Origin of the sequence: Paraburkholderia dioscoreae (assembly GCF_902459535.1) — a bacterium.
GTDB classification, from domain to species: Bacteria; Pseudomonadota; Gammaproteobacteria; order Burkholderiales; family Burkholderiaceae; genus Paraburkholderia; species Paraburkholderia dioscoreae.
Genome location: NZ_LR699553.1, coordinates 3,788,108 through 3,811,779, shown reverse-complemented (window position 1 = coordinate 3,811,779; position 23,672 = coordinate 3,788,108). Strand labels below are relative to the sequence as shown.

General features: G+C 63.8%; 21 protein-coding genes and 1 tRNA gene. 9 read left to right on the top strand and 13 right to left on the bottom strand.

The genetic code is table 11. The features are described from left to right. Positions 1 to 102 precede the first annotated feature (102 nt). The 4 genes from PDMSB3_RS17170 to PDMSB3_RS17155 all read right to left on the bottom strand — a co-directional run bounded on the left by PDMSB3_RS17170 (position 103) and on the right by PDMSB3_RS17155 (position 4,671). Positions 103 to 1,665, bottom strand: coding sequence for a DEAD/DEAH box helicase (locus PDMSB3_RS17170; RefSeq protein WP_165187025.1), 1,563 nt, complete (start codon positions 1,663 to 1,665; stop codon positions 103 to 105). Between the two features lie 213 nt (positions 1,666 to 1,878). Continuing rightward, positions 1,879 to 2,499: a PAQR family membrane homeostasis protein TrhA gene (gene trhA / locus PDMSB3_RS17165; RefSeq protein ID WP_007180469.1), complete on the bottom strand. Its 621-nt coding sequence runs from the start codon at positions 2,497 to 2,499 to the stop codon at positions 1,879 to 1,881. A 120-nt stretch (positions 2,500 to 2,619) separates the two neighbouring features. Continuing rightward, the gene (locus PDMSB3_RS17160) at positions 2,620 to 3,918 is read right to left on the bottom strand and encodes a c-type cytochrome (RefSeq protein WP_007180470.1); all 1,299 of its coding nucleotides are present in this window, start codon (positions 3,916 to 3,918) and stop codon (positions 2,620 to 2,622) included. Between the two features lie 21 nt (positions 3,919 to 3,939). Next, positions 3,940 to 4,671: a c-type cytochrome gene (locus tag PDMSB3_RS17155; RefSeq protein ID WP_011489774.1), complete on the bottom strand. Its 732-nt coding sequence runs from the start codon at positions 4,669 to 4,671 to the stop codon at positions 3,940 to 3,942. A 368-nt stretch (positions 4,672 to 5,039) separates the two neighbouring features. On the opposite strand from PDMSB3_RS17155, the gene copC reads away from it, so the two are divergent. Together copC and PDMSB3_RS17145 are read left to right on the top strand one after the other, a co-directional pair. Next, positions 5,040 to 5,417: a copper homeostasis periplasmic binding protein CopC gene (copC, locus tag PDMSB3_RS17150; RefSeq protein WP_035517890.1), complete on the top strand. Its 378-nt coding sequence runs from the start codon at positions 5,040 to 5,042 to the stop codon at positions 5,415 to 5,417. Continuing rightward, the gene (locus PDMSB3_RS17145; protein WP_165187023.1) at positions 5,414 to 6,343 is read left to right on the top strand and encodes a CopD family protein; all 930 of its coding nucleotides are present in this window, start codon (positions 5,414 to 5,416) and stop codon (positions 6,341 to 6,343) included. The genes copC and PDMSB3_RS17145 overlap by 4 nt, the downstream gene beginning before the upstream one ends. 197 nt (positions 6,344 to 6,540) lie before the next feature. Here the strand turns inward: PDMSB3_RS17145 and PDMSB3_RS17140 are convergent, their stop codons facing one another. The 3 genes from PDMSB3_RS17140 to dgoD all read right to left on the bottom strand — a co-directional run bounded on the left by PDMSB3_RS17140 (position 6,541) and on the right by dgoD (position 8,552). After that, entirely contained in the window at positions 6,541 to 6,771 is a 231-nt protein-coding gene (locus PDMSB3_RS17140; RefSeq protein ID WP_007180474.1) for a YodC family protein, read from the bottom strand. 13 nt (positions 6,772 to 6,784) lie between these two features. After that, complete coding sequence (locus PDMSB3_RS17135) at positions 6,785 to 7,087, bottom strand: hypothetical protein (RefSeq protein WP_035517892.1); 303 nt, start codon at positions 7,085 to 7,087, stop codon at positions 6,785 to 6,787. Between the two features lie 316 nt (positions 7,088 to 7,403). Next, positions 7,404 to 8,552, bottom strand: a complete 1,149-nt coding sequence (dgoD, locus tag PDMSB3_RS17130) for a galactonate dehydratase (RefSeq protein ID WP_007180476.1) — start codon at positions 8,550 to 8,552, stop codon at positions 7,404 to 7,406. Positions 8,553 to 8,787: 235 nt separating this feature from the next. Here dgoD and PDMSB3_RS17125 point away from each other — a divergent pair, with 235 nt between their 5' ends. After that, a complete protein-coding gene (locus PDMSB3_RS17125; protein WP_007180477.1) occupies positions 8,788 to 9,465 on the top strand; it encodes a FadR/GntR family transcriptional regulator in 678 nt (225 codons plus the stop codon). A 34-nt stretch (positions 9,466 to 9,499) separates the two neighbouring features. Here PDMSB3_RS17125 and PDMSB3_RS17120 read toward each other — a convergent pair whose 3' ends face one another. Further along, positions 9,500 to 11,038: a DHA2 family efflux MFS transporter permease subunit gene (locus tag PDMSB3_RS17120; protein WP_007180478.1), complete on the bottom strand. Its 1,539-nt coding sequence runs from the start codon at positions 11,036 to 11,038 to the stop codon at positions 9,500 to 9,502. A gap of 136 nt (positions 11,039 to 11,174) precedes the next feature. Between PDMSB3_RS17120 and PDMSB3_RS17115 the strand changes: the two genes are divergently transcribed. From PDMSB3_RS17115 to PDMSB3_RS17095, 5 genes are all read left to right on the top strand, one after another. Continuing rightward, positions 11,175 to 11,618 carry a MarR family winged helix-turn-helix transcriptional regulator gene (locus PDMSB3_RS17115; protein WP_007180479.1) on the top strand — a complete coding sequence of 148 codons (444 nt, stop codon included), beginning with the start codon at positions 11,175 to 11,177 and terminating at the stop codon, positions 11,616 to 11,618. Between the two features lie 122 nt (positions 11,619 to 11,740). Then, a complete protein-coding gene (locus PDMSB3_RS17110; RefSeq protein WP_007180480.1) occupies positions 11,741 to 12,640 on the top strand; it encodes a LysR substrate-binding domain-containing protein in 900 nt (299 codons plus the stop codon). Between the two features lie 98 nt (positions 12,641 to 12,738). Beyond that, the gene (locus tag PDMSB3_RS17105; protein ID WP_165187021.1) at positions 12,739 to 14,829 is read left to right on the top strand and encodes a LamG-like jellyroll fold domain-containing protein; all 2,091 of its coding nucleotides are present in this window, start codon (positions 12,739 to 12,741) and stop codon (positions 14,827 to 14,829) included. A 13-nt stretch (positions 14,830 to 14,842) separates the two neighbouring features. Further along, entirely contained in the window at positions 14,843 to 15,190 is a 348-nt protein-coding gene (locus PDMSB3_RS17100; RefSeq protein ID WP_007180482.1) for a hypothetical protein, read from the top strand. 99 nt (positions 15,191 to 15,289) lie between these two features. Further along, positions 15,290 to 17,431 carry a phosphocholine-specific phospholipase C gene (locus PDMSB3_RS17095; RefSeq protein ID WP_007180483.1) on the top strand — a complete coding sequence of 714 codons (2,142 nt, stop codon included), beginning with the start codon at positions 15,290 to 15,292 and terminating at the stop codon, positions 17,429 to 17,431. 100 nt (positions 17,432 to 17,531) lie between these two features. Here the strand turns inward: PDMSB3_RS17095 and PDMSB3_RS17090 are convergent, their stop codons facing one another. From PDMSB3_RS17090 to PDMSB3_RS17070, 5 genes are all read right to left on the bottom strand, one after another. Beyond that, positions 17,532 to 17,882 carry a hypothetical protein gene (locus PDMSB3_RS17090; protein ID WP_007180484.1) on the bottom strand — a complete coding sequence of 117 codons (351 nt, stop codon included), beginning with the start codon at positions 17,880 to 17,882 and terminating at the stop codon, positions 17,532 to 17,534. A gap of 85 nt (positions 17,883 to 17,967) precedes the next feature. Then, a tRNA-Met gene (locus PDMSB3_RS17085) sits at positions 17,968 to 18,044 on the bottom strand. Positions 18,045 to 18,130: 86 nt separating this feature from the next. Further along, positions 18,131 to 19,789 carry an MFS transporter gene (locus PDMSB3_RS17080; protein ID WP_007180485.1) on the bottom strand — a complete coding sequence of 553 codons (1,659 nt, stop codon included), beginning with the start codon at positions 19,787 to 19,789 and terminating at the stop codon, positions 18,131 to 18,133. A gap of 217 nt (positions 19,790 to 20,006) precedes the next feature. Further along, on the bottom strand, positions 20,007 to 21,554 hold the full coding sequence (locus PDMSB3_RS17075) for a sensor histidine kinase (RefSeq protein ID WP_165187019.1): 1,548 nt from the start codon (positions 21,552 to 21,554) through the stop codon (positions 20,007 to 20,009). 9 nt (positions 21,555 to 21,563) lie between these two features. Beyond that, entirely contained in the window at positions 21,564 to 22,346 is a 783-nt protein-coding gene (locus tag PDMSB3_RS17070) for a response regulator transcription factor (protein WP_007180487.1), read from the bottom strand. Positions 22,347 to 22,592: 246 nt separating this feature from the next. On the opposite strand from PDMSB3_RS17070, the gene recA reads away from it, so the two are divergent. Continuing rightward, entirely contained in the window at positions 22,593 to 23,669 is a 1,077-nt protein-coding gene (recA, locus tag PDMSB3_RS17065; RefSeq protein WP_007180488.1) for a recombinase RecA, read from the top strand. The last annotated feature ends 3 nt before the right edge of the window (positions 23,670 to 23,672 follow it).

Genomic DNA, 23,672 nt, shown 5'->3' with positions numbered 1-23,672 from the left:
AGTGCAGAGGCTTAACGCAAAGGTTCGAAGCGGAGCCCCAACACGGAACCTCAACGCAAAGGCCCAGCGGAAAGGCTCAACGCAAAGGCTCAGCGCAGAACCTCAACGCCCGCGCTGACCACTGCGCGTGGGCTGGCCACCGCGCGGCGCGTCGTTGCGCGGCTTAGTGCCACCCAGCAACGCACCCGGATTGCCGCCTTGCGGCTTCGCAGCCTGCGGCTTGCGCGGCGCATGCTGCGCAGCGCTGCCTTCATGCGCGACGGCACGCGGCCGGTCGTCATGACGCTGGCCGTCACGACGCGGCTGACCGTCGTTGCCGGCCGGCTTCGCACCCTGCGGCTTCGGCTGCTGTTGACCGTTCGCTGGGCGCTGACCCGACCGCTGCGCCGGTTTCGCGGAACCGGCTCCGCCGCGCCTTGCATCGTCACGCTTCGGTGCGCCTTGACCCTGACGCGGCGAGCGGCCACCGCCGCCACCACCACCCTGGCCGCGACGCAGGATCGGCTCCGGCTTCGCGGTCGGGTCCGGTTCGAAACCGGCGACCACTTCCTGCGGCACCGGACGCTTGATCAGCTTCTCAATGTCCTTCAGCAGTTGCAGTTCGTCGACGCATACCAGCGAGACTGCTTCGCCCGTCGCGCCTGCGCGGCCCGTGCGGCCGATGCGGTGCACGTAGTCTTCCGGCACATTCGGCAGATCGTAGTTGACCACGTGCGGCAATTGATCGATATCGATGCCGCGCGCGGCGATGTCGGTCGCGACCAGTACCTGCAGCGTGCCGTCCTTGAACTCGGCAAGCGCCCGTGTGCGGGCCGACTGGCTCTTGTTGCCGTGAATCGCCAGGGAGTTGATGCCGTCCTTGGTCAACTGCTCGGCAAGACGATTGGCCCCATGCTTGGTGCGCGTGAACACCAGCACCTGGAACCAGTTGTGCTGCTTGATCAGATGCGTGAGCAATTCGCGCTTCTTGTCACGATCCACCGGGTGAATCTTCTGCGCGACCGATTCCGCCGTCGTATTGCGGCGCGCGACTTCGATCAGCGCGGGCGAGTCGAGCAGGTTGTCGGCGAGCGTCTTGATCTCGTCGGAGAAGGTGGCCGAGAACAGCAGGTTCTGACGCTTCGGCGGCAGCTTGGCGAGCACCCGCTTGATGTCGTGGATGAAGCCCATGTCGAGCATACGGTCGGCTTCGTCGAGCACGAGAATCTCGAGATGCGACAGGTCGATGGTCTTCTGCTGCATGTGGTCGAGCAAACGACCCGGCGTCGCGACGACGATATCCACGCCGCTGCGCAGTGCGCCGATCTGCGGATTGATGCCAACGCCGCCAAACATCACGGTCGACTTCAGCTTCAGATACTTGCCGTAAGCGCGCACGCTTTCTTCCACCTGCGCGGCCAGTTCACGCGTGGGCGTGAGGATCAGCGCGCGCACGGCGCGCTTGCCCGAGCCGTTTGCAACGGCGGGTGAGGAGTTCAGACGTTGCAGGATCGGCAACGTGAAGCCGGCGGTCTTGCCGGTGCCGGTTTGCGCACCGGCCAGCAGGTCGCCGCCGTTGAGCACAGCGGGAATCGCTTGCGTCTGGATCGGAGTCGGTGTGGTGTAGCCAAGTTCGTGTACAGCGCGGACTAACGGTTCGGACAAGCCGAGAGAATCAAAAGACATAAAAGCTCTTTGCAATGCAGTTTCGCGAACGGCACAAATGGGCCAAGGCAGGCATAAAAGCGGCATGAACACGCCCGCATGGCGTGTTCGAGGCCCAAGCCCACTTCCGGTCGCAGAGAAATCGGCGGCACGCGGGAAACGCGTGCCGAATGCTTCAACGCGCTATGCAGACACGTTGACTGGCCTTAAGTTGCATTTCGCCGCCGTGGGATGTCACGCGACGTAGCGCGCAACACTGACGAATTGACACAGACTGCCCGCCAGTACGAACAGGTGCCAGATACCATGTCCGTGCCGGATGCGCTCGTCGTTGATGAAAAAGTAGATGCCGGCGCTGTAGATGACTCCGCCGGCCACGAGCCAGGCGGTACCCGCTGCCGGTAAGGCTTGCACCAGCGGGCGGACGGCAACGAGCGCGAGCCATCCCATCAACACATACAGCACCATCGAAACGCTGCGGGTGCGTCGCCCCAGCGTCAATTCCTGCACGATGCCGAGAGCGGCGAGCCCCCAGCTTACGCCGAATAGCGACCAGCCCCACGGTCCGCGCAATGTGACGAGCGTGAACGGAGTGTAGCTGCCGGCGATCAGCAGGTAGATCGCCGAATGGTCGCATTTCTGCAGGACCGCTTTCACGCGCGGACTGCGCACGCTGTGGTAAAGCGTGGAGATAGCATACAGCACGAACAGCATCGCGCCGTACACGCTGAAGCTGACCACCTTGTACGCGTCGCCGTCGAGCGCGCCCATCGTGACGAGCGTTGCAAGACCCGCCACCGACAGCACGGCGCCGACGAGGTGGGTAATGCTGTTGAAACGCTCACCGACATGCACGACTCTTTCCTCCTGCGCGGTTTCATAAGGACATATATATCCATATGATACCGGTCCTGAAAAAACGAAGGGCGCGGCCGCGAATTCCGCAGGCCGCGCCCCGGGTGCAACGAACGCTGCTTAGTCGAGCGGCGCCGAACGCAAATCGGACACTTGCTGCGGCGACACGGCCGTACCGTGGTTGCCCCACGACATACGGATGTACGTCACAACGGCTGCCACTTCCTGATTCGACAGCGCTTGCGCGAACGGCGGCATGCCGTACGGATGCGGGTTGGCGTCCGTGCTCGGCGGGTAACCGCCGTTCAGCACCATACGGATCGGGTTGACCGCCGACGGCATCTGGATCGACTGGTTGTTCGCGAGCGGCGGGAAGGCCGGCGGCATGCCGAGGCCGTTTTCCGCGTGGCACTTCGCGCAGTTGTCAGCGTAGATCTTCTGACCTTGCTTCAACAGTTCGCCGCCGAACTTTTCCGACGTTTCGAGCTGCAACGGTTCCGGTGCTTCGCTCTTCTGCGGAATCGTCTTCAGGTACGTGGCCATCGCGTTGATGTCCTCGTCCGACATGTATTGCAGGCTGTTGTGAACCACTTCAGCCATCGGACCGAACACGGCGCCGCGGTTCGACACACCGGTCTTCAGCAGATCGGCGATGTCTTTGGTTTCCCAGTCGCCCAGGCCGGCTTCCTTGTTCGACGTGAGCGACGGCGCGTACCAGTTCTGCAGCGGGATCAGGCCGCCGGCAAACGCGGCCGAGCTGACCGGGCCGCCCATCGCGTTGATCGACGTGTGGCACATGCCGCAATGGCCGAGGCCTTCGATCAGGTAAGCGCCACGGTTCCACTCGACCGACTTGGTCGGATCCGGCTTGTACTCGCCTTCACGGAAGAACAGCGTACGCCAGCCGATCAGCATGTTGCGCTGGTTGAACGGGAATTTCAGTTCGTGCGGACGGCTCGGCACGTTGACCGGCGTGACCGAACGCAGATACGCGTAGATCGCGTCCGAGTCGGCGCGCGTGACCTTCGTGTAGCTGGTGAACGGGAAGCCCGGATACAGCAGGCTGCCGTCTTTCGAACGGCCGGTGTGCATGGCGCGGTAGAAGTCGTCCTGCGTCCACTTGCCGATACCGTACTGGTCGTCAGGCGTGATGTTCGGCGTGAACATGGTGCCGAACGGCGTAGCCATGGGCAGGCCGCCGGCGAACTGCTTGCCGCCGCGCACCGTGTGACAGGCGATACAGTCGCCGGCGCGGGCGAGGTACTCGCCTTTCTTGATCAGCGCGGCCTGGTCGGCGGGCGTTGCCGCCATGGCCGTGCCGTTATGCAGGTTGTCGCCGCCCGACCACAGGACGGGAACGAGTGCGGCAGCCGCAACGACGACGACTGCCGAGAGGGCGAACAAAGACTTGCGTTTCATTTGAGTGTCTCTCCCGGTGCCTTATTGCGGTTCGCTGCCGCAGGCAAGCGGAGTCTTCATCGAGCGGGCCGGAGCCGGCACGGGGTTTTGTGGAGCCTGTTGCGTGGAAAGCCATGCAGCAACGGCGTTCACGTCTTCATCAGTCAGGCGCGTGGCGATGGTGTGCATGCAATCAGGCGCAATGGCGTGACGCGAGCCCGAGCGCCATGCGCCGAGCTGCGCGCTGATGTAGTCGGAGTGCAGACCGACCAGACCCGGAATAGCCGGTTCCATGCCGGTCAAACCCTTGCCGTGGCAAGCCGCGCAAGCCGGAATCTGCTTCGAGGCGTCGCCGTTCAGCACGATCTGCTGGCCGCGCGCGAGCGTGCTCGCCGACACCGTCGGCTTGGCCGGCGGCGGATACGGCGGACGCTGCTGCGAGAAGTACGTGGCGATCTGATGAAGGTAGTCGTCTGAGAGATACGTGACGAGGTAGTTCATGGGCGGGTACTTGCGGCGCCCTTCGCGGAAGTTCTGCAACTGGTTGTACAGATAGTCGGCCGGCTTGCCCGCGAGGCGCGGAAAGTAGTCGTTGTCGGTACCTTGGCCGTGAGTGCCGTGGCAGGCCGTGCAGCCTTGCACGCGCGCTTCCATCGTGTCGGGGGCCTTCGGTTGAGTCTGCGCTTTCGCAGCGCTATAGACACCCGCGGAGCCGATCAGCAGAAGGGCAAGCAACGGGCGGAAAATGCGTCTTGAAGACACGCGTAACTCCATCAAAATCGGGGACCTGACCGAACTTCGAGCGGCTCGGTGTGAAGGGCAGCCGGCGCTGCGGCGACGCAGCATTCTATCATCGAAGGGTGATGGTGACTATTTGCCTCATTAGAGAAGGTTCCGGCTGTCACAGCTATGCGACAGTTTGACGCGCAGCGCTGCTTCGGGCTACCTGTCGATCATCTGAATTTGCCTGCGCAATCAAGGGGCAAGCGCCGAATGCAGACGATCTATCCACAAAGCAGGTGGAACCGATGCCCGTACCAGCCATCGAAGCGTACACTTCCAGGCCCGCTGGCCTCCACCCGGCCGGGAATGCCCCGGGTCCAACGTCCACTGTTTTCCTGATCATCCCCTATCGGCCTCACATGAAGCTACCGAAATTTTCCCGTCCGGCGCTGCGAGCGTCGATGCTCGGCGCCGCGGCGCTAGTCGTGACGTCCACGGCGTTCGCCCATGCACATCTGATCTCGAGCCAGCCCGCGGCAAACGCCGAAGTCGTCGCGCCTACCGAAGTGACGATCCATTTCACTGAGCCGCTCGAACCGGCTTTCAGCAAGATCGCGCTTGCCGACGCGAGCGGTAACGCGGCCGCGCCGGCTGCGTCGCAGGTCGACGCGAGCGACGCCAGGGCCATGCATCTGCCGCTGCCGCAGTTGGGCGCCGGGCGCTATGCGGTGCACTGGACGGCGGTAGCCACGGACGGCCACCGTACCCAAGGCGACTTTGCGTTCATCGTCAAATGAGCATCGACGGACTCTCGATCGGGCAGGTCGCAATGGCCGCGCTCATGAATGTCGCGTTTGCGTTTGCCGTTGGTTCCGCGTTGCTCGGCGCGTGGCTCGCGAAGGACGCCCAGCAGAAGATCTCACCCGCGCGTCCCGCGTGGTTGCGCGCGCAACGCTCGATGTTGACGGCCACGGTCGTGCTGGTGCTCGCGGATCTCGGCTGGCTGTTGTATCAGGCGGCGTCGATGGGCGGTGTCGCATTGCCGGCCGCGATCGGCGTGGTGCCGACCGTGCTCACGCAAACCCATGTCGGCTATGGCTGGAGCCTCGCGTTTGCCGGCGCGCTGATGCTGCTCGGCACGGCGATGGCCAGTCATACCGGCATGCTGCGCAATGCGCTGCTGTGGCTGGCCGTGATCGCGGTCGCCGCGGGCAAGGCGTCACTAGGGCATGCGGCCGATGCCGGGCCCGCCTCGGCCGCAATCGCCATGCAAACGCTGCACGTGCTCGTCACCAGCGTGTGGGGCGGGCTGGCGATGGCGGCGGGGCTTGCGGTTCTGCCGGCGCTCGGTACTTCGACCGCGCGCGGCATGTTGATCCGCACGGCGACTCAGGTGTCGAACGTTTCGGTGGTGGCCGTTGCGCTGGTGCTGCTCTCCGGCATCTTCAACGCGGTGCGGGGTTCGGGCGGCTCGTTCGAGGCGATCGAGCTGAGCGCGTGGGGCCATGTGCTGATGCTCAAGCTCGCGCTTGTCGCACTCGCGCTCGTGCTCGGCGGACTCAACCGCTTTTCGGCGCTGCCGCGCCTGCGCCGGACGGCTTCGACAATGGACGCCCATACGTTCGTCAACGTGTTGTATCTGGAAGCGCTGGCAATGATCGGCGCATTCGTCGTGGCGGCCGCGCTGTCGCATAGCGTGCCGGCGTTTGCTGCGCTCGGTTGAGGCCGTGGCGCGAGAGGGTGGGCGGCTCACGTGGCATGAAGGCCGCCATGCCGCCTGGGCCGCAGGCGCGTCCGCCGTGGCTCGGTGCTGCGAAGACTCGCACGCGTCCTGCAAGCCGCAAAAAGCGCCGCACGGCAAACACGTGCGGCGCAATCCACGGAATCGCCTCGCGGTCGCCGGCAATCCGTTACTGCTCTTCAGGCGGCGACCATGTGGCTTGCCCGCTCCAGTGTCTCCTCCGGAAACATCTCCTGCTGCAACTCGCCGGCGTCGCTGAACCACTGGCAGATCAGCCAGTTGCCCGGCGCGAACAGCACGGGCCCGCTCCAGGTCACGGTCATCGGGCGGCCGCCTGACTTGAGCTTCAGGACGTCGCCCGAGCGATACGCGGGTTTCGTGCGCTTCGTGAGACGCCTGGGCAGCCGCATGATGGCCCTCCGCTTATTCGAAGCCGAGCCGATGTCCGAGGATCGGCGCGCAAAAGAGCGCGATGGCGCAGCCCGCGGCTTTGCCTTCGAGTTCGGCGCCGGCGGCGCGCATCCCGTACGTATGTGTCAGCAGATCAAACAGTTGCGGCAGGCAGTAGACCACCGCGGCGCCGATGAAGCATTTCTCGACGGTCGAGATGCGCCAGCCGCGCTCGAATGCCAGCGCCGCGCCGATGATGCGCAGCACGCCGAACACCACCAGCGCGCCGACGGCGGCCTGTTCGCGCAACAGATAGTCAGGAAGGAATTCGCCCATGATGTACCCCGATGCATTTGTCGTTTGAATGCATTTGAGCAAGGAGTGGGCCATGCGTATGTCCGATGCCGAACAAACGGTGCGAGAGCCTTGATGGATAAGGCTTTATGGGGAGGTTTGCAGGGCGGGGAAGGGCTGGGAAGCGCCTGTTTCGGGCCCTTCGGTCCGGGATGTTACGTAACTGCGACGCCAGGCGCGTCACGTCACCGTAACGCGCTCGGCGCGTCTCACGAGAACGCTTGAAAACGCCGACGTCAAAACACGAACGTCCGCGCCAATCGGAAACGCCGCCCACGGGCGGCGTTCTTTCACCTGATTACCATTCGGCGACGCTGCCGTCTTCATGGCGCCACACCGGATTGCGCCAGCGGTGGCCGACCTTCGCCATCTCCCGCACTTTCTCCTCGTTGACCTCGACGCCGAGCCCCGGGCCCTGCGGAATCGACACGAAGCCGTCTTCGTACTTGAAGACCTCCGGGTTCCTGATGTAGTCGAGCAGATCGTTGCCCTGGTTGTAGTGGATGCCGAGACTCTGTTCCTGGATGAATGCGTTGTAGCTCACCGCGTCGATCTGCAGGCAGGTCGCCAGAGCGATCGGGCCGAGCGGGCAATGCAGCGCGAGTGCGACGTCGTAGGCTTCGGCCATCGACGCGATCTTGCGGCATTCGGTAATGCCGCCCGCGTGCGACGCGTCCGGCTGGATGATGTCGACGTAGCCGCCCGACAGAATATGCTTGAAGTCCCACCGCGAATACAGCCGCTCGCCCAGCGCGATCGGCGTATTGGTCTGGTTGACAATGTCGCGCAGCGCTTCGGCGTTTTCCGACAGCACCGGCTCTTCGATGAAGAGCAGCTTGTACGGGTCGAGTTCTTTCGCCAGCACCTTGGCCATCGGCTTATGCACGCGGCCGTGGAAGTCCACGCCGATGCCGATGTTCGGTCCGACCGCCTCGCGCACCGCCGCTACGTTGTTGATGACGCCTTGCACCTTGTCGAAGGTGTCGATGATCTGCAGTTCTTCCGAGCCGTTCATCTTCACGGCCTTGAAGCCGCGTTCGACCACGGCGCGCGCGTTGTTGGCCACGTCGCTCGGACGGTCGCCGCCGATCCACGAATACACCTTGATCCTGTCGCGCACCTGGCCGCCGAGCAGCGCATGAACCGGCACGCCATGATGCTTGCCCTTGATGTCCCACAGCGCCTGGTCGACGCCGGCGATCGCGCTCATCGTAATCGGGCCGCCGCGATAGAAGCCCGCGCGGTACATCACCTGCCAATGGTCTTCGATCAGAAGCGGATCTTTGCCGATCAGATAATCGGACAGTTCTTCCACCGCGGCCGCCACCGTATGCGCGCGGCCTTCGACCACCGGCTCGCCCCAGCCGACAATGCCTTCGTCGGTTTCGATCTTCAGGAAGCACCAGCGCGGCGGGACGATGAAAGTTTCGAGCCTGGTGATTTTCATGGTGTGCGTCTCCTTGCGGCTTGGGCGCCTGCGAAATATTTCGAGGATTCACATGCTACAACAAAAGCGCTTTTAAGTACTATTAATAGTACTATTGGCCACATAGTGGCGACGTCATCTCCTCGACATGGCTTTGTCGAAGCAGTGGGTGTCACGGTCGAGGTGCCGGATAATCGCGCCCCTGCCGGGCTCGGTTCCGATATCAATAGCGCCGCAAGGCAGCTAGGAGAAAGCTATTCAGCATGATCTGCATGGGCGTGTCGCCCATCTGCTGGCGACCGCGATTCTGCGCGGCGACTATGCGCCCGAGTCGATCCTGCCGCGCGAAGCGGAGTTGATGGAGACCTTCGGCGTGAGCCGCACGGTGTTGCGCGAAGCGTTGCGCACGCTCACGTCGAAAGGATTGATCGAATCGCGTCCGCGCGTGGGCACGCGGGTGCGGCCGAAGCGTGCGTGGAATCTGCTCGATGTCGATGTGCTTGACTGGTACTCGCGGGTCGCCGAGCCGATGGCGTTCGCACTCAAGCTGCAGGAAATGCGCGAGATGATCGAGCCGTACGCCGCGGGTCTGGCGGCGGCCTCGCACACGGACGACACTTTCCGCGCACTCGACGCAGCTCATGCGGCCATGATCGCGGCGCGCAATGTCGACGAATGGGTGCGCGCCGATCTGCGGTTTCATTTGAGCGTGCTGATTGCGTGCAGCAATGAATTGCTGATTCCACTCGGCACGCTGATCGAGCGGACGCTCGAAGCGCAACTGCGCCTGAACGCGAAACGCGCGGACGTGTTCAATGCGTCGCTGGCCGAGCATACGGCGGTATTCGAAGCCATTCGCGATCGCGACGCCTCTGCGGCGCGCGCAGCGATGGCGGGACTTTTAGGTGTGACACGCGCGCGCATCGAGGCTTAGGCGTCAGCCTCGCGGCTGACTACGCCGCCGCGCTTCAATCCATCGCGGCGTGCGCCACCGACGCGTCCGGCGCCTTGTGCGTGGGGCGGATCAGCAGAAGCAGCGGAATGACCAGCAGCGTCGCCATGAACATCAGCTTGAAGTCGTTCAGATAGGCGATCATCGACGCCTGCTGGGTGATCGACGCATTCAGCGCGGCCATGTCGTAGTTCGAGCCGGTATTGAGCATGGGCTGGACCGCGGGATTGAAGGCCGTGATATTCGCCGCGAGGTCCGCGTGCGAGACCTGCGTGTTGCGCGTCATCAGCGTTTGCACGATCGAAATGCCGATACTGCTGCCGATATTGCGCATCAGGCTGTACGTCGCGGTGCCGTCCGCGCGCAGTTCGGGCGTGAGCGTCGAGAAGGTCAGCGCGCTAAGCGGCACGAACACCAGACCGAGCCCGAAGCCCTGAACCACCCCAGGCCAGACGATGTCCGACGCCGACAGCACGATCGTGTAATGCATCATCTGCCACAGCGCGAACGCCGAGATCAGGAAGCCGGTGAGCAGCAGGATCCGCGCGTCGATCCGTTTCAGCAGGCGCCCCGCGAACAGCATGGCGACCATCGTGCCCGCGCCGCTCGGCGCCGTGACGAGGCCGGTGGTCGCGACTGGATAGTTCATCAGGTTTTGCAGCATGGGCGGCAGCAATGCGCGCGTCGCATACATCACCGCGCCGATCACGAAGATGAAGAACGTGCCGGTGGCGAAGTTCGGGTCTTTCAACAGTTCGTATTTGAAGAACGACTTCTTGCCGACCGTTGCCGTGTGCACGAGAAAGAACGCGAAGCTGATCGCGGCGGTCAGTGCCTCGATGACGATCTCGTTCGAGCCGAACCAGTCGAGTTGCTCGCCGCGATCGAGCATGGCCTGCAATGCGCCGATGGCGAGACCGAGCGTGGCGAAGCCGAACGCGTCGAACTTCACGTCGTGCTTCGGTTCGCGCGAGGGCAGAAAGGTCGCCACGCCGAACAGCGCGAACGCGCCGATCGGCACGTTGATAAAAAACACCCAACGCCAGTTGTAGCTGTCAGTGAGCCAGCCGCCGAGCGTCGGGCCGAGAATCGGTCCGACCATCACGCCCATGCCCCACACCGCCATAGCCTGGCCCTGCTTTTCGCGTGGGTTGATGTCGAGCAGGATGGACTGCGACAGCGGCACCAGCGACGCGCCGAAAACGCCTTGCAGCAAACGCGACGCGACGATCTGCGTAAGCGTCTCAGACAACCCGCACAGCGCCGACGACGCCGTGAAGCCGCCGATCGCGACGATCAGCAGGCGCTTGACGCTCAGCCGGTCCGAGAGCCAGCCGGTGAGCGGCGTGGCGATCGCGGCGGCGACGATATACGAGGTCAGCACCCACGTGATCTCGTCCTGCGACGCGGACAGCGTGCCCTGCATATGCGGCAGCGCCACGTTGGCGATCGTGCTGTCGAGCGTCTGGATCAACGTCGCCAGCATGATCGAGATGGTGATCATCGGCCGGTTGAGCGGCGCGGCGGTGTTGGCCGCCGGGGTGTCGGAAGACATGAATGAGCGGAGGTCGTCGATATAGTAAGCATGCTTAGTATATCGGTTGCGTGCGTGCGCGCCATCGGGAATTATGCGGAGCCTGAATTCGCCAGTTTCAGCGCTGAAGAACGAAGGCCTTTCGTATAATTCGCGCATGAAAACCCAACTCGATGAGCGCTTCGGCTTCCTGATTTCCGACGTCGGCCGGCTGACCGGTAAGCGTTTCGACGATCTCGCGAAGTCTTCAGTCGATTTGACGCGCGCGCAGTGCCGCGTGCTGGCCTATCTCGCGCATTATGGCGACACCAATCAGGCGCGGCTCGCGGATCTGCTCGAAGTCGCGCCGATTTCGGCGGGCCGTCTGCTCGACCGGATGGAAGAGGGCGGCTGGATCGAGCGGACCGCCAATCCGCAGGACCGCCGCGAACGCCAGGTGCACATGACGCCTAAGGCCGAGCGCACGCTCGGCAAGGCCCGCAAGGTGGGTGACGAGGTCGCGCTCGAAGCGTTGAACGGCTTCACCGACGAAGAGGCGAAGCAGTTGATTGCGCTGTTGCAGCGGGTGCGGGGCAATCTGAGCCGGCTGGTGGATCGCTGATGTATGAATATCGCGCGCGGCGGAGCGCACCGGCCGGTGGACCAGCTTACGGAAATAAAAGCCGTTCGTAACGAAATTGCCACGTCGCGGCAATAGATTGAAAGTTTTCTTTCGACTCTTCCATGCTCGCTCCGCTACTGGTCGCTTTTTATGAAACTGTCCGACAGGGCAGCGTGACCGCCGCCGCGAAGCGTCTCGAAGTCAGTCAACCGACAATCACGGCGCGTATCCAGCAACTCGAAAAGCAGTACGGCGTCGAGCTGTTCCACCGGCGCGGCAGCCGCTTCGATCTGACCGACGCGGGCGCCGCGTTAATGCCGCTGATCGACCGGATGCAGCAGATCGAGAGCGACATCGACTTCACGCTGCGCAACGAGCGTGAGCTGGCGGCCGGCAATCTGCGGGTCGGCGCGACCGGGCCTTATTACATTCTGCCGGCCATCGCGGCGTTTCATCGCCTCTATCCCGCCGTCAAGATTTGCGTCGAGATCGGCAATTCGCAGCAGATTCTCGATGCGCTGCTCGACTTCCGCGTCGATCTGGCTGTGTCGTCGCAGCGCGTTGACGACCCGCGTTTCGCACGCCGCACGATTGCCGACGACCCGCTTGTCGTCGTCGCGCATTGCAGGCATCCGCTCGCCGCGCAGAAAACGGTCAGGCTCGCCGATATCGCCGCGCATACGCTGTTGTTGCGCGAACCCGGGTCGCGCACTCGCGAGGCGACGGAGATGGCGCTCAAGCGAATCGGCGTGCAGCCGGCCGTGCTGATCGAGATCGGCAGCCGTGAAGCAATCTACGAAGCGATCCGCCACAACATGGGCTGCACGCTGATGCCACTCGGCGAGGCGCCTGCGCATCCCGATCTGCGACAAGTTCCTCTCGAAGCCGATGCGCCGATCCTGCAGGAGTATCTGTACTACCTGCAAGCGCGAGCCGGTTCGCGTCTGATTACCTCGTTCATGGCCAACGTCGACGCCTGTACCCGGCAGCCCACAAAAAAAGCTGATGCGGTTATCGGCTAGCTTGCGCAGAACGACATACCCGCGTCGTCCGCGGTCCCTATCGTTGCACCGACTCGCCGGATGGTCCGGCGCACATCGGCATCGAAGAGAGGACCAACATGACACGGCACACCGTCGCGCAATTCGCATGCGGCCTGGCGTTGCTCGGCGCTCTCGGCGCAACGGCAGCGCTGAGCGGCTGCGGCGGCGCTTCGCAGTCGGGCAGCGGTAACGTCAACAACGGTGCGGGCGGCACGCCCGCCAGCACACCGGCGGCAGGCACGGCGCCGCCCGCCAGAAAAATGCTGCTGATCGAACTGGACGGCGTGACGTATAGCGCGCTGAGTGCGGGCATCGCCGGTGGCAAGCTGCCGAACCTCGCCAAACTGACCGTGGCGCCCGCCTATAGCGGCGGCGTCAACGGCACGCTGTCGCAGCAGCCGAACCTCGACACGCCAGGCTGGGCCTCGGTGCTCACCGGCACATGGGCGGACCGTCACCAGATCAATTCCGACGCGCCCAATCAGGCTCTGCACAGCAGTACCGTGTTCCAGAGGCTCAAGAGCGCGGGCGCCGGTTCGACGGGCGCGGTCGTCGATTCGGAAAGCCTCGCGGCCCTGTTGAGCCCGGATCAGAATGCCGGCTACCTGAACACGCTGGTGAACTGCGCATCGGTCGATACCTGTGTGACACAGACCGGCGCCGGCATGATCGGCAACGGCTATTCGTTCGTGGTCGCGCAATACCATTCGGCGCAGGACGCCGCGCTCAACACCGGCCTCGCATCGACGAACTATGCGAACACGCTGGTGCAACTGGATGCCGCGGTCGGCACGTTGATCGGCGAAACCGCCAAACGCAGCAACGAGAGCTGGCTCGTCATGGTGACCGCCGGTCACGGGCTGAACGCGGCCGGCGGCACCGACGGATTGCCGCTGCCGCCGGAGTCGACCAGCTTTATCGCGCTGAACCAGACGCCGAACGCGCGCCTCGGCAACACCGCCGCGCCGGCGACGATGGCCGCGCTTTACACGCGCGCCAGCATCGCAGACGTCACGCCGACGCTGCTCGCCTATCAGGGCGCACTGCCGGACGCTGCGTCCTATGCGCTCGACGGCGGCCAACTGCTCGGCGCCACGCCGGTCTCGCAACTGCTCGGCACGACCGGCAGCGACAACGCCAGCCTCGTGCTGAAGTGGACGGCGCCGGCCAGCGGCGCGATCAGCGTGCTGCGCAACGGTAGCGTGATTGCGAGCCTGCCTGCCGGCACGGCAACCTACACCGACAACCAGCTCGGTCTGACGACCACCGGCGTGTACCCGTTCAACTACACCGTGGTGGCCGGCAGCGCGCCGCTCTCGACCATCACCCAGGTCGTGTACGTGCAACCTCCGCCTCCGCCGCCCCCGCCGCCGCCGTTGGCCACCACGCTGACCACGGGGTTGAGCAGCTACTACCCGTTCGGCGCACTGCCGCCGGCGGACCGTCTGAATGCCAGCACGATGGCTCCGTGGGCCGCGGACGCCGACGCCGGCACACTCGTCGCCGACCCGTTCGGCGGCAAGGGCCTGCAGATCGACACGCACACGGTCGACAGCAATGGTTTCGACGGCTACAAGCTCGCGCAGATCGACGACGTGACGACGCATGCGCAGTTCACGATCGGCTTCTGGTTCTATACGTCGTGCGCAAATCTCACGGGCAATGGCACGCCGGTGTTCTCGAACAAGAACTACTACTCGGGCGGCAATGCGGGCATCGCGATCGGTCTGTTCCCCGGCTCGGGCACGAGCTGCAACATCCGCTTCAATGTCGGCGACGGCAGTACGCGCAACGACATCAACAGCCTGAACGTCAGTGCGAACAAATGGACGTATCTCGCGCTGAGCATCGACACCGCCGCGAAGACGATCAACGCGTACATCTTCGACCCGGTGCTAGGCGAGCAGAAGGTGCTGGGCCAGACGTTGAGCGTGAACATCGCCAAGCTGCCGGGTCTCGGCGTGTTCGGGCTCAACGAGGACGGCACGGGCCGCTACTACATGAATGCCTGTAACGACAGCCCACCGTACACCGTTGGCGAGTGCGCGGCCACGCCGCCGGACGTACAGGCATTCAGCGATCTCGCGCTTTGGACCCGTATCGTCACTGAAGCCGAGTTGCAGTCGGTCTACGGTTCCGGGCAACCGCTCTCCACCCTGATCCACTAAACGGAGTTCCGCAATGAACCCGACCACTTCCTGTTCGAAGGTGCGCGAGGCGCATGAGATAGGTGAGGCTCTCGCGCGCTGCGGCGAGGCGGCGAAGCGCGGGCTGCTTGCAGCGGCGGCCTTGTGCGCGGTGTGCGTCACGCTGGCCGGCTGCGATGGCGGCTCAAGCGGCTCAAGCGGCGGCAACGGCACCAGCGCCGCGAACGGCGCTGCCCCGGCAGCCAACAGCGCGCCGGCCGGCGCGGGCGGCGCGAGCGCAGCGGTGGCGATCGTCGCGGCACCCGCTTCCGGCGCGTGCGCCGCGTCGGGGGCGAGTGCCGTGCAACCGTTGCAGAACACGCAGCTTGTCTGCGCGCCCTGACGCGACCCCTGCCGCGTGCGCCTGTTATGTCGACCTTCCGGCCGTCCCATACGGCGGCCACGCAAGCGCACAGATTCTGACGATCCCAACACACCAAACATGACCTCACTGGACCGCCGTACCTTCCTGCGCAGCGCCGCGGGCGCTGCCGCGCTCGGCCTGTTCCCACCCGCGATTCGCCGCGCGCTGGCGATTCCCGCGAACAACACGACCGGCACCATCAACGACGTGCAGCATGTCGTCATCTTCATGCAGGAGAACCGATCGTTCGACCATTATTTCGGCACGCTACCGGGCGTGCGCGGCTTTAGCGACCGCTTCGCGATTCCCCAGCTCGGCGGCACGACCGTGTTTCAGCAGAACGACGGTACGCGCACCGTGCTGCCGTTCCATCTCGACAGCACGCAAGGCAACGCGCTGCTCGCCGGTGGTCCGCATTCGTGGAGCGACGCGCATCAGGCCTGGGACAGCGGACGCATGACGCAATGGCCGAAGGCCAAGGGCGATGTGTCGATGGGTTATCTCAACCAGGCCGACGTGCCGTTCCATGTCGCGTTGGCGAACGCGTTCACGATCTGCGACGCCTATCACTGCTCGCTGCATGGCGGCACCAACTCCAATCGCATTTTCTTGTGGACCGGCACCAACGGCGCGAGCGCGGGCGCCAATCCGGTGGTCAACAACGACGGCTGGGATGGCCTCGGCGCTTCCGCCACCGGCCTGACGTGGACGACTTATCCCGAGCGCCTGCAGGCAGCGGGCGTGAGCTGGAAGGTCTACCAGAACATGCCGGACAACTATACGGATAATTCGCTCGCCGGCTTCGCGACCTATCGCAAGGTCAACGAGACGCTGCCCGGCTCGCCGTTGCTGCCGTACACGCAGTCGCTCGAAGCGGTGGCGCCGCTGTACAAGGGCATCGGTAATACGATGCCCGACGGCGGTTTCCTGCAGGCGTTGAAAGACGACATCGCCGCAGGGCAAATGCCGCAAGTGAGCTGGATCGTGTCGCCGCAGGCGTACTGTGAACACCCGGGCGCCTCGACGCCGGGGCAGGGCGCCTACTATCTGCAACTGCTGCTCGACACGTTGACCGCGAACCCCGACGTGTGGAGCAAGACGGTGCTGTTCGTCAATTACGACGAGAACGACTGCTTCTTCGATCACATGCCGCCGCCCGATGCGCCGAGCAAAAATGCGGACGGCACGTTTGCCGGCAAGTCGACCGTGGACACGCAGTACGAATATTTCACGAAAGCCAACCCGCCGGGTGATTCGTCGCCGATCGTGCCGGACGGACAATGTTTCGGCCCAGGGCCGCGCGTGCCGATGTTCGTCGTATCGCCGTGGAGCACCGGCGGTTGGGTGAACTCGCAGGTGTTCGATCACACTTCTGTGTTGCGTTTCCTCGAGCAGCGTTTCGGTGTGACCGAAACCAATATCAGCCCGTGGCGGCGCGCGGTGTGCGGCGACCTCACGTCGGCGTTCAACTTCCGCAATCCGAACGACGCGCCGCCGGCTTCGCTGCCAGCGGCCCCGAGCAAGGCCCAGGCGGACGCGCAGAACACGCAGCAGAGCGCGCTCGGCGCGGTGCCGGTGCCGTCGGCGGCCAGTCAGCAGATGCCGCAGCAGGTGCTGATGTCGCGACCGTCGCGCGCGCTGCCGTATCTGCTGCATGTGAGTGCCAACGCCGACGTGCAGGATGGCCTGATCTGGCTGGTCTTCAGCAACACGGGCACGGCGGGCGCGGTTTTCCATGTGTACGACCAGTTGCATCTCGACCGCGTGCCGCGCCGCTATACCGTCGAAGCCGGCAAGGAACTGTCGGACTCATGGAGCGCGCTCGCCGACGACCATGGTAACTACAGTCTATGGGTGCTAGGACCGAACGGGTTCCATCGTTCGTTTCAGGGAAATGTCGCCACGGTGGCGACCGGACCGAATCCGGAAGTGCGCGTCTGCTACGACGTGGTCAACAACGCCGTCTATCTGACGATCATGAATACGGGCAATGCGGTCGCCAACGTCACGGTGACGTCGAACGCGTATCGCAGCGACGGTCCGTGGACGTATGCGGTGCCGGCGGGGATGCAGGTCGAGCCGTACTGGTCGACCGGCGCCGTGGGTGGCTGGTACGACTTCACGCTGAGCGCGGCCGGTGGGTTTTCGCGGCGTTTTGCCGGCCGTATCGAAACCGGCAAGGATAGCGTCAGCGACCCGGCAATGGGCGTGACGAGTTAAGGCAGCAGCAGGACCGCGCGAGGAGCGCAAGAAGTGGCACTTCACAGGGAGTCAGCCTCGCGCTGACTCCCTTTTTTGCGTCATGCCTGGATAAGCGCGGCTAGTTCGTTCCGGAGACTCCGGCCGCTCCCGACGGCGGCACGAGTTCGAAACATGCCGGCGGCGCGACGGACGTTTTCGTTTTCGCGTCAGGCTGCTGCGGGTCGATACATTTGAAGGCGCTCTGATCACGCTGGACGAAAATCGTTTCGGCCGGGCCGGCGTTGCCGTGGGCGCCGTTGACGACCGCGACGATCTTGTAGCCGTCCTGCAGCAGCGTGGAGAGGGTGGTCGCGCTCGTGCGCCACTGGCTGTCGGACGGTGTCTGGGCCTGGGCGGCCGACGCGGCAGTGCCGCCGAGAAACGTGATGGAAACGGCGGCCACGGCGAGCATGGCGGTGCGGAACGTCATCAAGAAACCTCCTTGAAGTTGCGATTTGGAAAGCCAAAACAAAAAAGCCGCTGAACCTTGCGGATCAGCGGCTTTTTTTTGCAACTGGTGGCGAATCAGGGACTCGAACCCCGGACCTGCGGATTATGATTCCGTCGCTCTAACCAACTGAGCTAATTCGCCGAAAGAAGCGAGATTATGCGGATGGCGCCGGAGGCTGTCAACCCCCGGCGCGCAACTTTTTCAGGTTGCTGTGGGCATCAGGCGTTTCAGTCCCTCGCGTAGATGTCCGAGTCCTTGGTTTCCTTGACGAACAGCATGCCAATCACGAAGGTAATGAGCGCGATCACGATCGGATACCACAGCCCGGAGTAGATATTGCCCTTCGCCGCCACGATCGCGAACGCGGTGGCCGGCAGGAAGCCGCCGAACCAGCCATTGCCGATGTGATACGGCAGCGACATCGAGGTGTAGCGAATGCGCGTCGGGAACATTTCCACCAGCATGGCCGCGATCGGACCGTAGACCATCGTCACGTAGATCACGAGGATCGTCAGGATCACCACGCTCATCGGCCAGTTGATCTGCGACGGATCGGCCTTTGGCGGATAACCCGCGGTCTTCAGCGTCGTCGCGAGGGTCGTGTCGAACGCCTTGCCCCGATCCTTGGCGTCGGCGGCCTTGCCGTCATACGTGTTGACCACCGTATCGCCGACCTTGATCTCCGCGAGCGTGCCCGCCGGCGCGGCGACGTTCTCGTAGTTCAGGCCGGCCTTCGAGAGCGCGCTCTTGGCGATGTCGCAGGAACTCGTGAACTTCGAGGTGCCGACCGGGTTGAACTGGAACGAGCACTCGTCCGGATTCGCGATCACGACGATCGGCGCCTTCGCCGTTGCGGTTTCCAGCGCCGGGTTGGTGTAGTGCGCCAGCGCCTTGAACAGCGGGAAGTACGTGCATGCGGCGATCAGCAGGCCGGCCATGATGATCGGCTTGCGGCCGATACGATCCGACAGCGAGCCGAAGAACAGGAAGAACGGCGTGCCGATCAGGAGCGCGATGGCGATCATGATGTTGGCGCTGCTGCCGTCCACCTTCAGCGTCTGCGTCAGGAAGAACAGCGTGTAGAACTGGCCCGTGTACCAGACCACGGCCTGGCCGGCGGTCAGCCCGATCAGCGCGAGAATCACGACTTTCAGGTTCTTCCACTGGCCGAACGCTTCGGACAGCGGCGCCTTGGAGGTCTTGCCTTCGGCCTTGATGCGCTCGAACACCGGCGATTCATGCAGTTGCAGACGAATCCACACCGACACGCCCAGCAGGATGATCGACGCGACAAACGGAATGCGCCAGCCCCAGGCACCAAACGCGTCTTCACCCATTAGCGTGCGCACGCCGAGAATCACCAGCAGCGACAGGAACAGGCCGAGCGTGGCGGTCGTCTGGATCCAGGCCGTATAGAAGCCGCGGCGTCCCGCCGGCGCATGTTCGGCCACGTAGGTGGCCGCGCCGCCGTATTCGCCGCCGAGCGCGAGGCCCTGCAGCATCCGCATGGCGATGAAGATCACCGGCGAAGCAATGCCGATCGCCGCGTAGCCCGGCAGAAAACCGACGAGGAACGTCGACAGACCCATGATCACGATCGTCACGAGGAACGTGTACTTGCGTCCGACCAGATCGCCGAGCCGCCCGAACACGATCGCGCCGAACGGCCGGACCGCGAAGCCGGCGGCGAAGCTGAGCAGCGTGAAGATGAAGCCGGCGGTCGGATTGACGCCGGAAAAGAAGCTCTTGCTGATGAAGGCCGCAAGCGAACCGGCCAGATAGAAGTCGTACCACTCGAAAACCGTACCCAGCGACGAGGCGAAGATTACCCGCTTCTCTTCGTTCGTCATCGGCACGTGCGAGATTTGCCCGCCAACGGTAGCCATATGTCATCTCCAATATTGATATGCACGCGGTCTGCCGGTGACGGCGTTCCCGTGAAACCGATTATTGGAGTGGAAACTTACGGTGTACTGACGTGGCGGGGCGAAATTGTGGTTTGACGTGTATCGGCGGATTTCGTTAAAAATCAGCTAACCTGACTTTAAATTCGCCTAACAGACCGCTTAATTATCTCAATATTGAGATTGCGCGTTTGCGTGATCAGGACGCGTTAGGGTAAGTCCCGCCCCGCTCATGCACGTGCAAACTGACGCGTACGAGCGTGCCGGCCAGCCGCGGCGAGGTTTGATAGACGTTGTCGTCGATCATCAGCTCGCCGCCATGCATGGTCGCGATCTCGCGGACGATCGCAAGCCCCAGGCCGCTGCCGTCGCCCTCGCGTCCGAGAATCCGGTAGAAGCGCTCGATCACCCGCGAACGCTCGGCCACCGGAATACCGAGCCCGGTATCCTCGACTTCCAGATGCACGAGCCTCTCTGGCGCGTCGTGCCTCACCCTGACCGTGATGCGCCCGCCCGGCGGCGTATAGCGGATGGCGTTGTCGATCAGATTCGACAGCATTTCGCGCAGCATGACCGGATTGCCGTCGACTTCGACGGGTTCGTCAGGCGCTTCGTAGCCCAGATCCATCTGCTTGGCGAGTGCGGCCTGAACCCAGTCGCGCACGGCGCTGCGCGCCACTTCCGTCACCTCGACCGGCGTGAAGATCTGCCCCGACATGCGATTTTCCGCGCGCGCCAGCGCCAGCAACTGCGTGACGAGTCGCGCGGCTTGCTCCGAACTGGTGGCGATCTGTTCGAGCGAGCGATGCACTTCGGTGGAGGCGTCCTGGCGCAACGCCAGTTCGGCTTGGGTGCGCAGGCCGGCCAGCGGCGTTTTCATCTGATGCGCGGCGTCGGCGATAAAGCGCTTTTGCAACTCCATGTTCTGTTCGAGGCGCGTCAGCAGATCGTTGAACGAGGTCACGAGGGGCTCGATTTCGGGCGGCGCGCGGCGCGCTTCCAGCGGCGAAAGGTCGTCCGGGCGGCGCGCGCGGATGTGCGCTTGCAGCGCGTGCAGCGGCGCGAGACCGCGCGAGAGGCCGAACCACACCAGCAGGATTGCGAGCGGCAGAATCACGAACTGCGGCAGGATCACGCCTTTGATGATGTCGTTGGCAAGCTGGCTGCGCTTGTCGAGCGTTTCTGCCACCTGTACCAGCACGGGCTGCGCGCCGGGCGTCTGCGGAAACTCGACGGTCGTGTAGGCGACGCGGATATCGTTGCCGCGCAACACATCGTCGCGAAATTCGACGAGACCCGGCTGCGGCCGGTCTTCCTCGTGCGGCAGCGGCATGTCGCGCTCGCCGCCCACCAGTTCGCCGCGCGTGCCGAGCACCTGGTAGAACACGCTGTCCACATTGTCGGCGCGCAGAAAGTCGCGCGTGGAATCGGGCAGCGACAACTCCGCCACGCCGTTGACCGGATGAATCTGCCGGGCAAGCACGTAAGCGTCGGTTTCCAGCGCGCGGTCGAACGGGCCGTTCGCGATCGACTTGGCGACCAGATAGGTGACGGCAAGGCTCATCGGCCAAAGCAGCAGCAGCGGCGCCAGCATCCAGTCGAGAATCTCACCGAACAGCGAACGCGGGCGAGCCTCGGCGGCGGCTTCGGTTTCGTCGGGCGGGGCGAACGGGTTGGCGTAGCGCTCGTCGCGCGCCTCGTCGAGGTCCGCCGCGTGCGCCGTAGCGCGGTCTGCGCGTGCGGACATGGGCGTCCTCTATTTGTAGTGGTGGCTCGCCGGCATCGCGCCGGACGGCGGCGATGGGGGCGGTTCGGGTTCGACGGGCGGGGGCGTGGGCAGGGCGTTGGCGCTCGGGTTCGCGCTAGCCGGCGCCGCCGCTTTCTCGAGGCAGTAGCCGAGCCCGCGCACGGTGATGATGCGCACGCCGCTCGGTTCGATTTTTTTGCGCAGGCGGTGCACGTAGACCTCGATCGCGTTGTTGCTGACTTCCTCGCCCCATTCGCACAGATGGTCGACGAGCTGTTCTTTCGAAACCAGCCGGCCGATCCGTTGCAGCAGCACTTCGAGCAAGCCCAACTCGCGCGCGGACAGATCGATCACCTGTTCGTTGACATAGGCGATCCGCCCGACCTGGTCGAACGACAGCGAGCCGTGCCGCACGACCGTCGGGCCGCCGCCCGCGCCGCGCCGTGTCAGGGCGCGCACGCGTGCTTCGAGTTCGTTCAGCGCGAAGGGCTTGGCCATGTAATCGTCGGCGCCGAGGTCGAGACCCTTGACGCGTTCGTCGACGCTGTCCGCGGCGGTCAGAATCAGCACCGGCATATTGGAATTGCGGGCGCGCAGGCGGCGCAGCACCTCGAGCCCCGACATGCGCGGCAGGCCCAGATCGAGAATCAGCAGGTCGAAAGTCTGCATCGACAGCGCGGTGTCGGCCTCGACGCCGGTCTTCACGTGATCGACAGCATAGGCCGATTGGCGGAGTGATCGAACCAGACCGTCCGCGAGTATGCTGTCGTCTTCGGCAATAAGAATTCGCATGGTGCGCCAGCCTGGCATTGCCGGCACCGTGGGGTGTCCCCCGGCGCACAGCGGTCTCCGAAAATTATTGTGGGTGGTTTGGGCCGCGCGACGGTAAAAATGCGTGTTCGCATGAGAATCGCGCTTGCCAAAACTACTGTTTTTTTATACAGTGTCTGGGTTTCCTGTGCTGTCCTTTGCGAGTAGGTTGAAACTCGGGGTCGCACATCCGCCTCAGACGCCGTTCATCATAGCAAAGGACGATTCATGGAAGAAAGCAAGAAAGGCTCGGCTGGACTGACTGCTGAAAAGAGCAAGGCACTCGCTGCCGCACTCGCGCAGATCGAAAAGCAGTTCGGCAAAGGGTCGGTCATGCGGCTCGGCGCGGGTGAGGTAATCGAAGACATTCAGGTGGTCTCAACCGGATCGCTCGGTCTCGACATCGCGCTGGGCGTCGGCGGTTTGCCGCGTGGCCGTGTGGTCGAAATCTATGGCCCGGAATCATCCGGTAAAACCACGCTGACGCTGCAAGTCATCGCCGAAATGCAGAAGATCGGCGGCACGGCGGCGTTTATCGACGCGGAACACGCGCTGGACATTCAGTACGCGAGCAAGCTCGGCGTGAACGTGAACGATCTGCTGGTTTCGCAGCCGGACACGGGCGAGCAGGCGCTCGAAATCGCCGACGCGCTGGTGCGTTCGGGCTCGATCGACATGATCGTGATCGACTCGGTCGCGGCACTCGTGCCGAAGGCTGAAATCGAAGGCGAAATGGGCGACTCGCTGCCGGGTCTGCAAGCGCGTCTCATGTCGCAGGCGCTGCGCAAGCTCACCGGCACGATCAAGCGCACGAACTGTCTCGTGATCTTCATCAACCAGATCCGCATGAAGATCGGTGTGATGTTCGGCAATCCGGAAACCACCACGGGCGGTAACGCGCTGAAGTTCTACGCGTCGGTGCGTCTGGACATTCGCCGCATTGGTTCGATCAAGAAGAACGACGAAGTGATCGGCAACGAAACGCGTGTGAAGGTCGTCAAGAACAAGGTGTCGCCACCGTTCCGGGAAGCGATTTTCGACATTCTGTACGGCGAAGGCATCTCGCGTCAGGGCGAAATCATCGACTTGGGCGTACAAGCCAAGATCGTCGACAAGGCCGGCGCGTGGTACAGCTACAGCGGCGAACGTATTGGTCAGGGCAAGGACAACGCGCGCGAATTCCTGCGTGAAAATCCGGATATCGCTCGCGAGATCGAAAACCGTATCCGCGAATCGCTGGGTGTGAATGCTATGGCTGAAGCCGCGACTGTCGCAAGCGCTGAAGTCGCGGACGAAGAAGAGTAACCA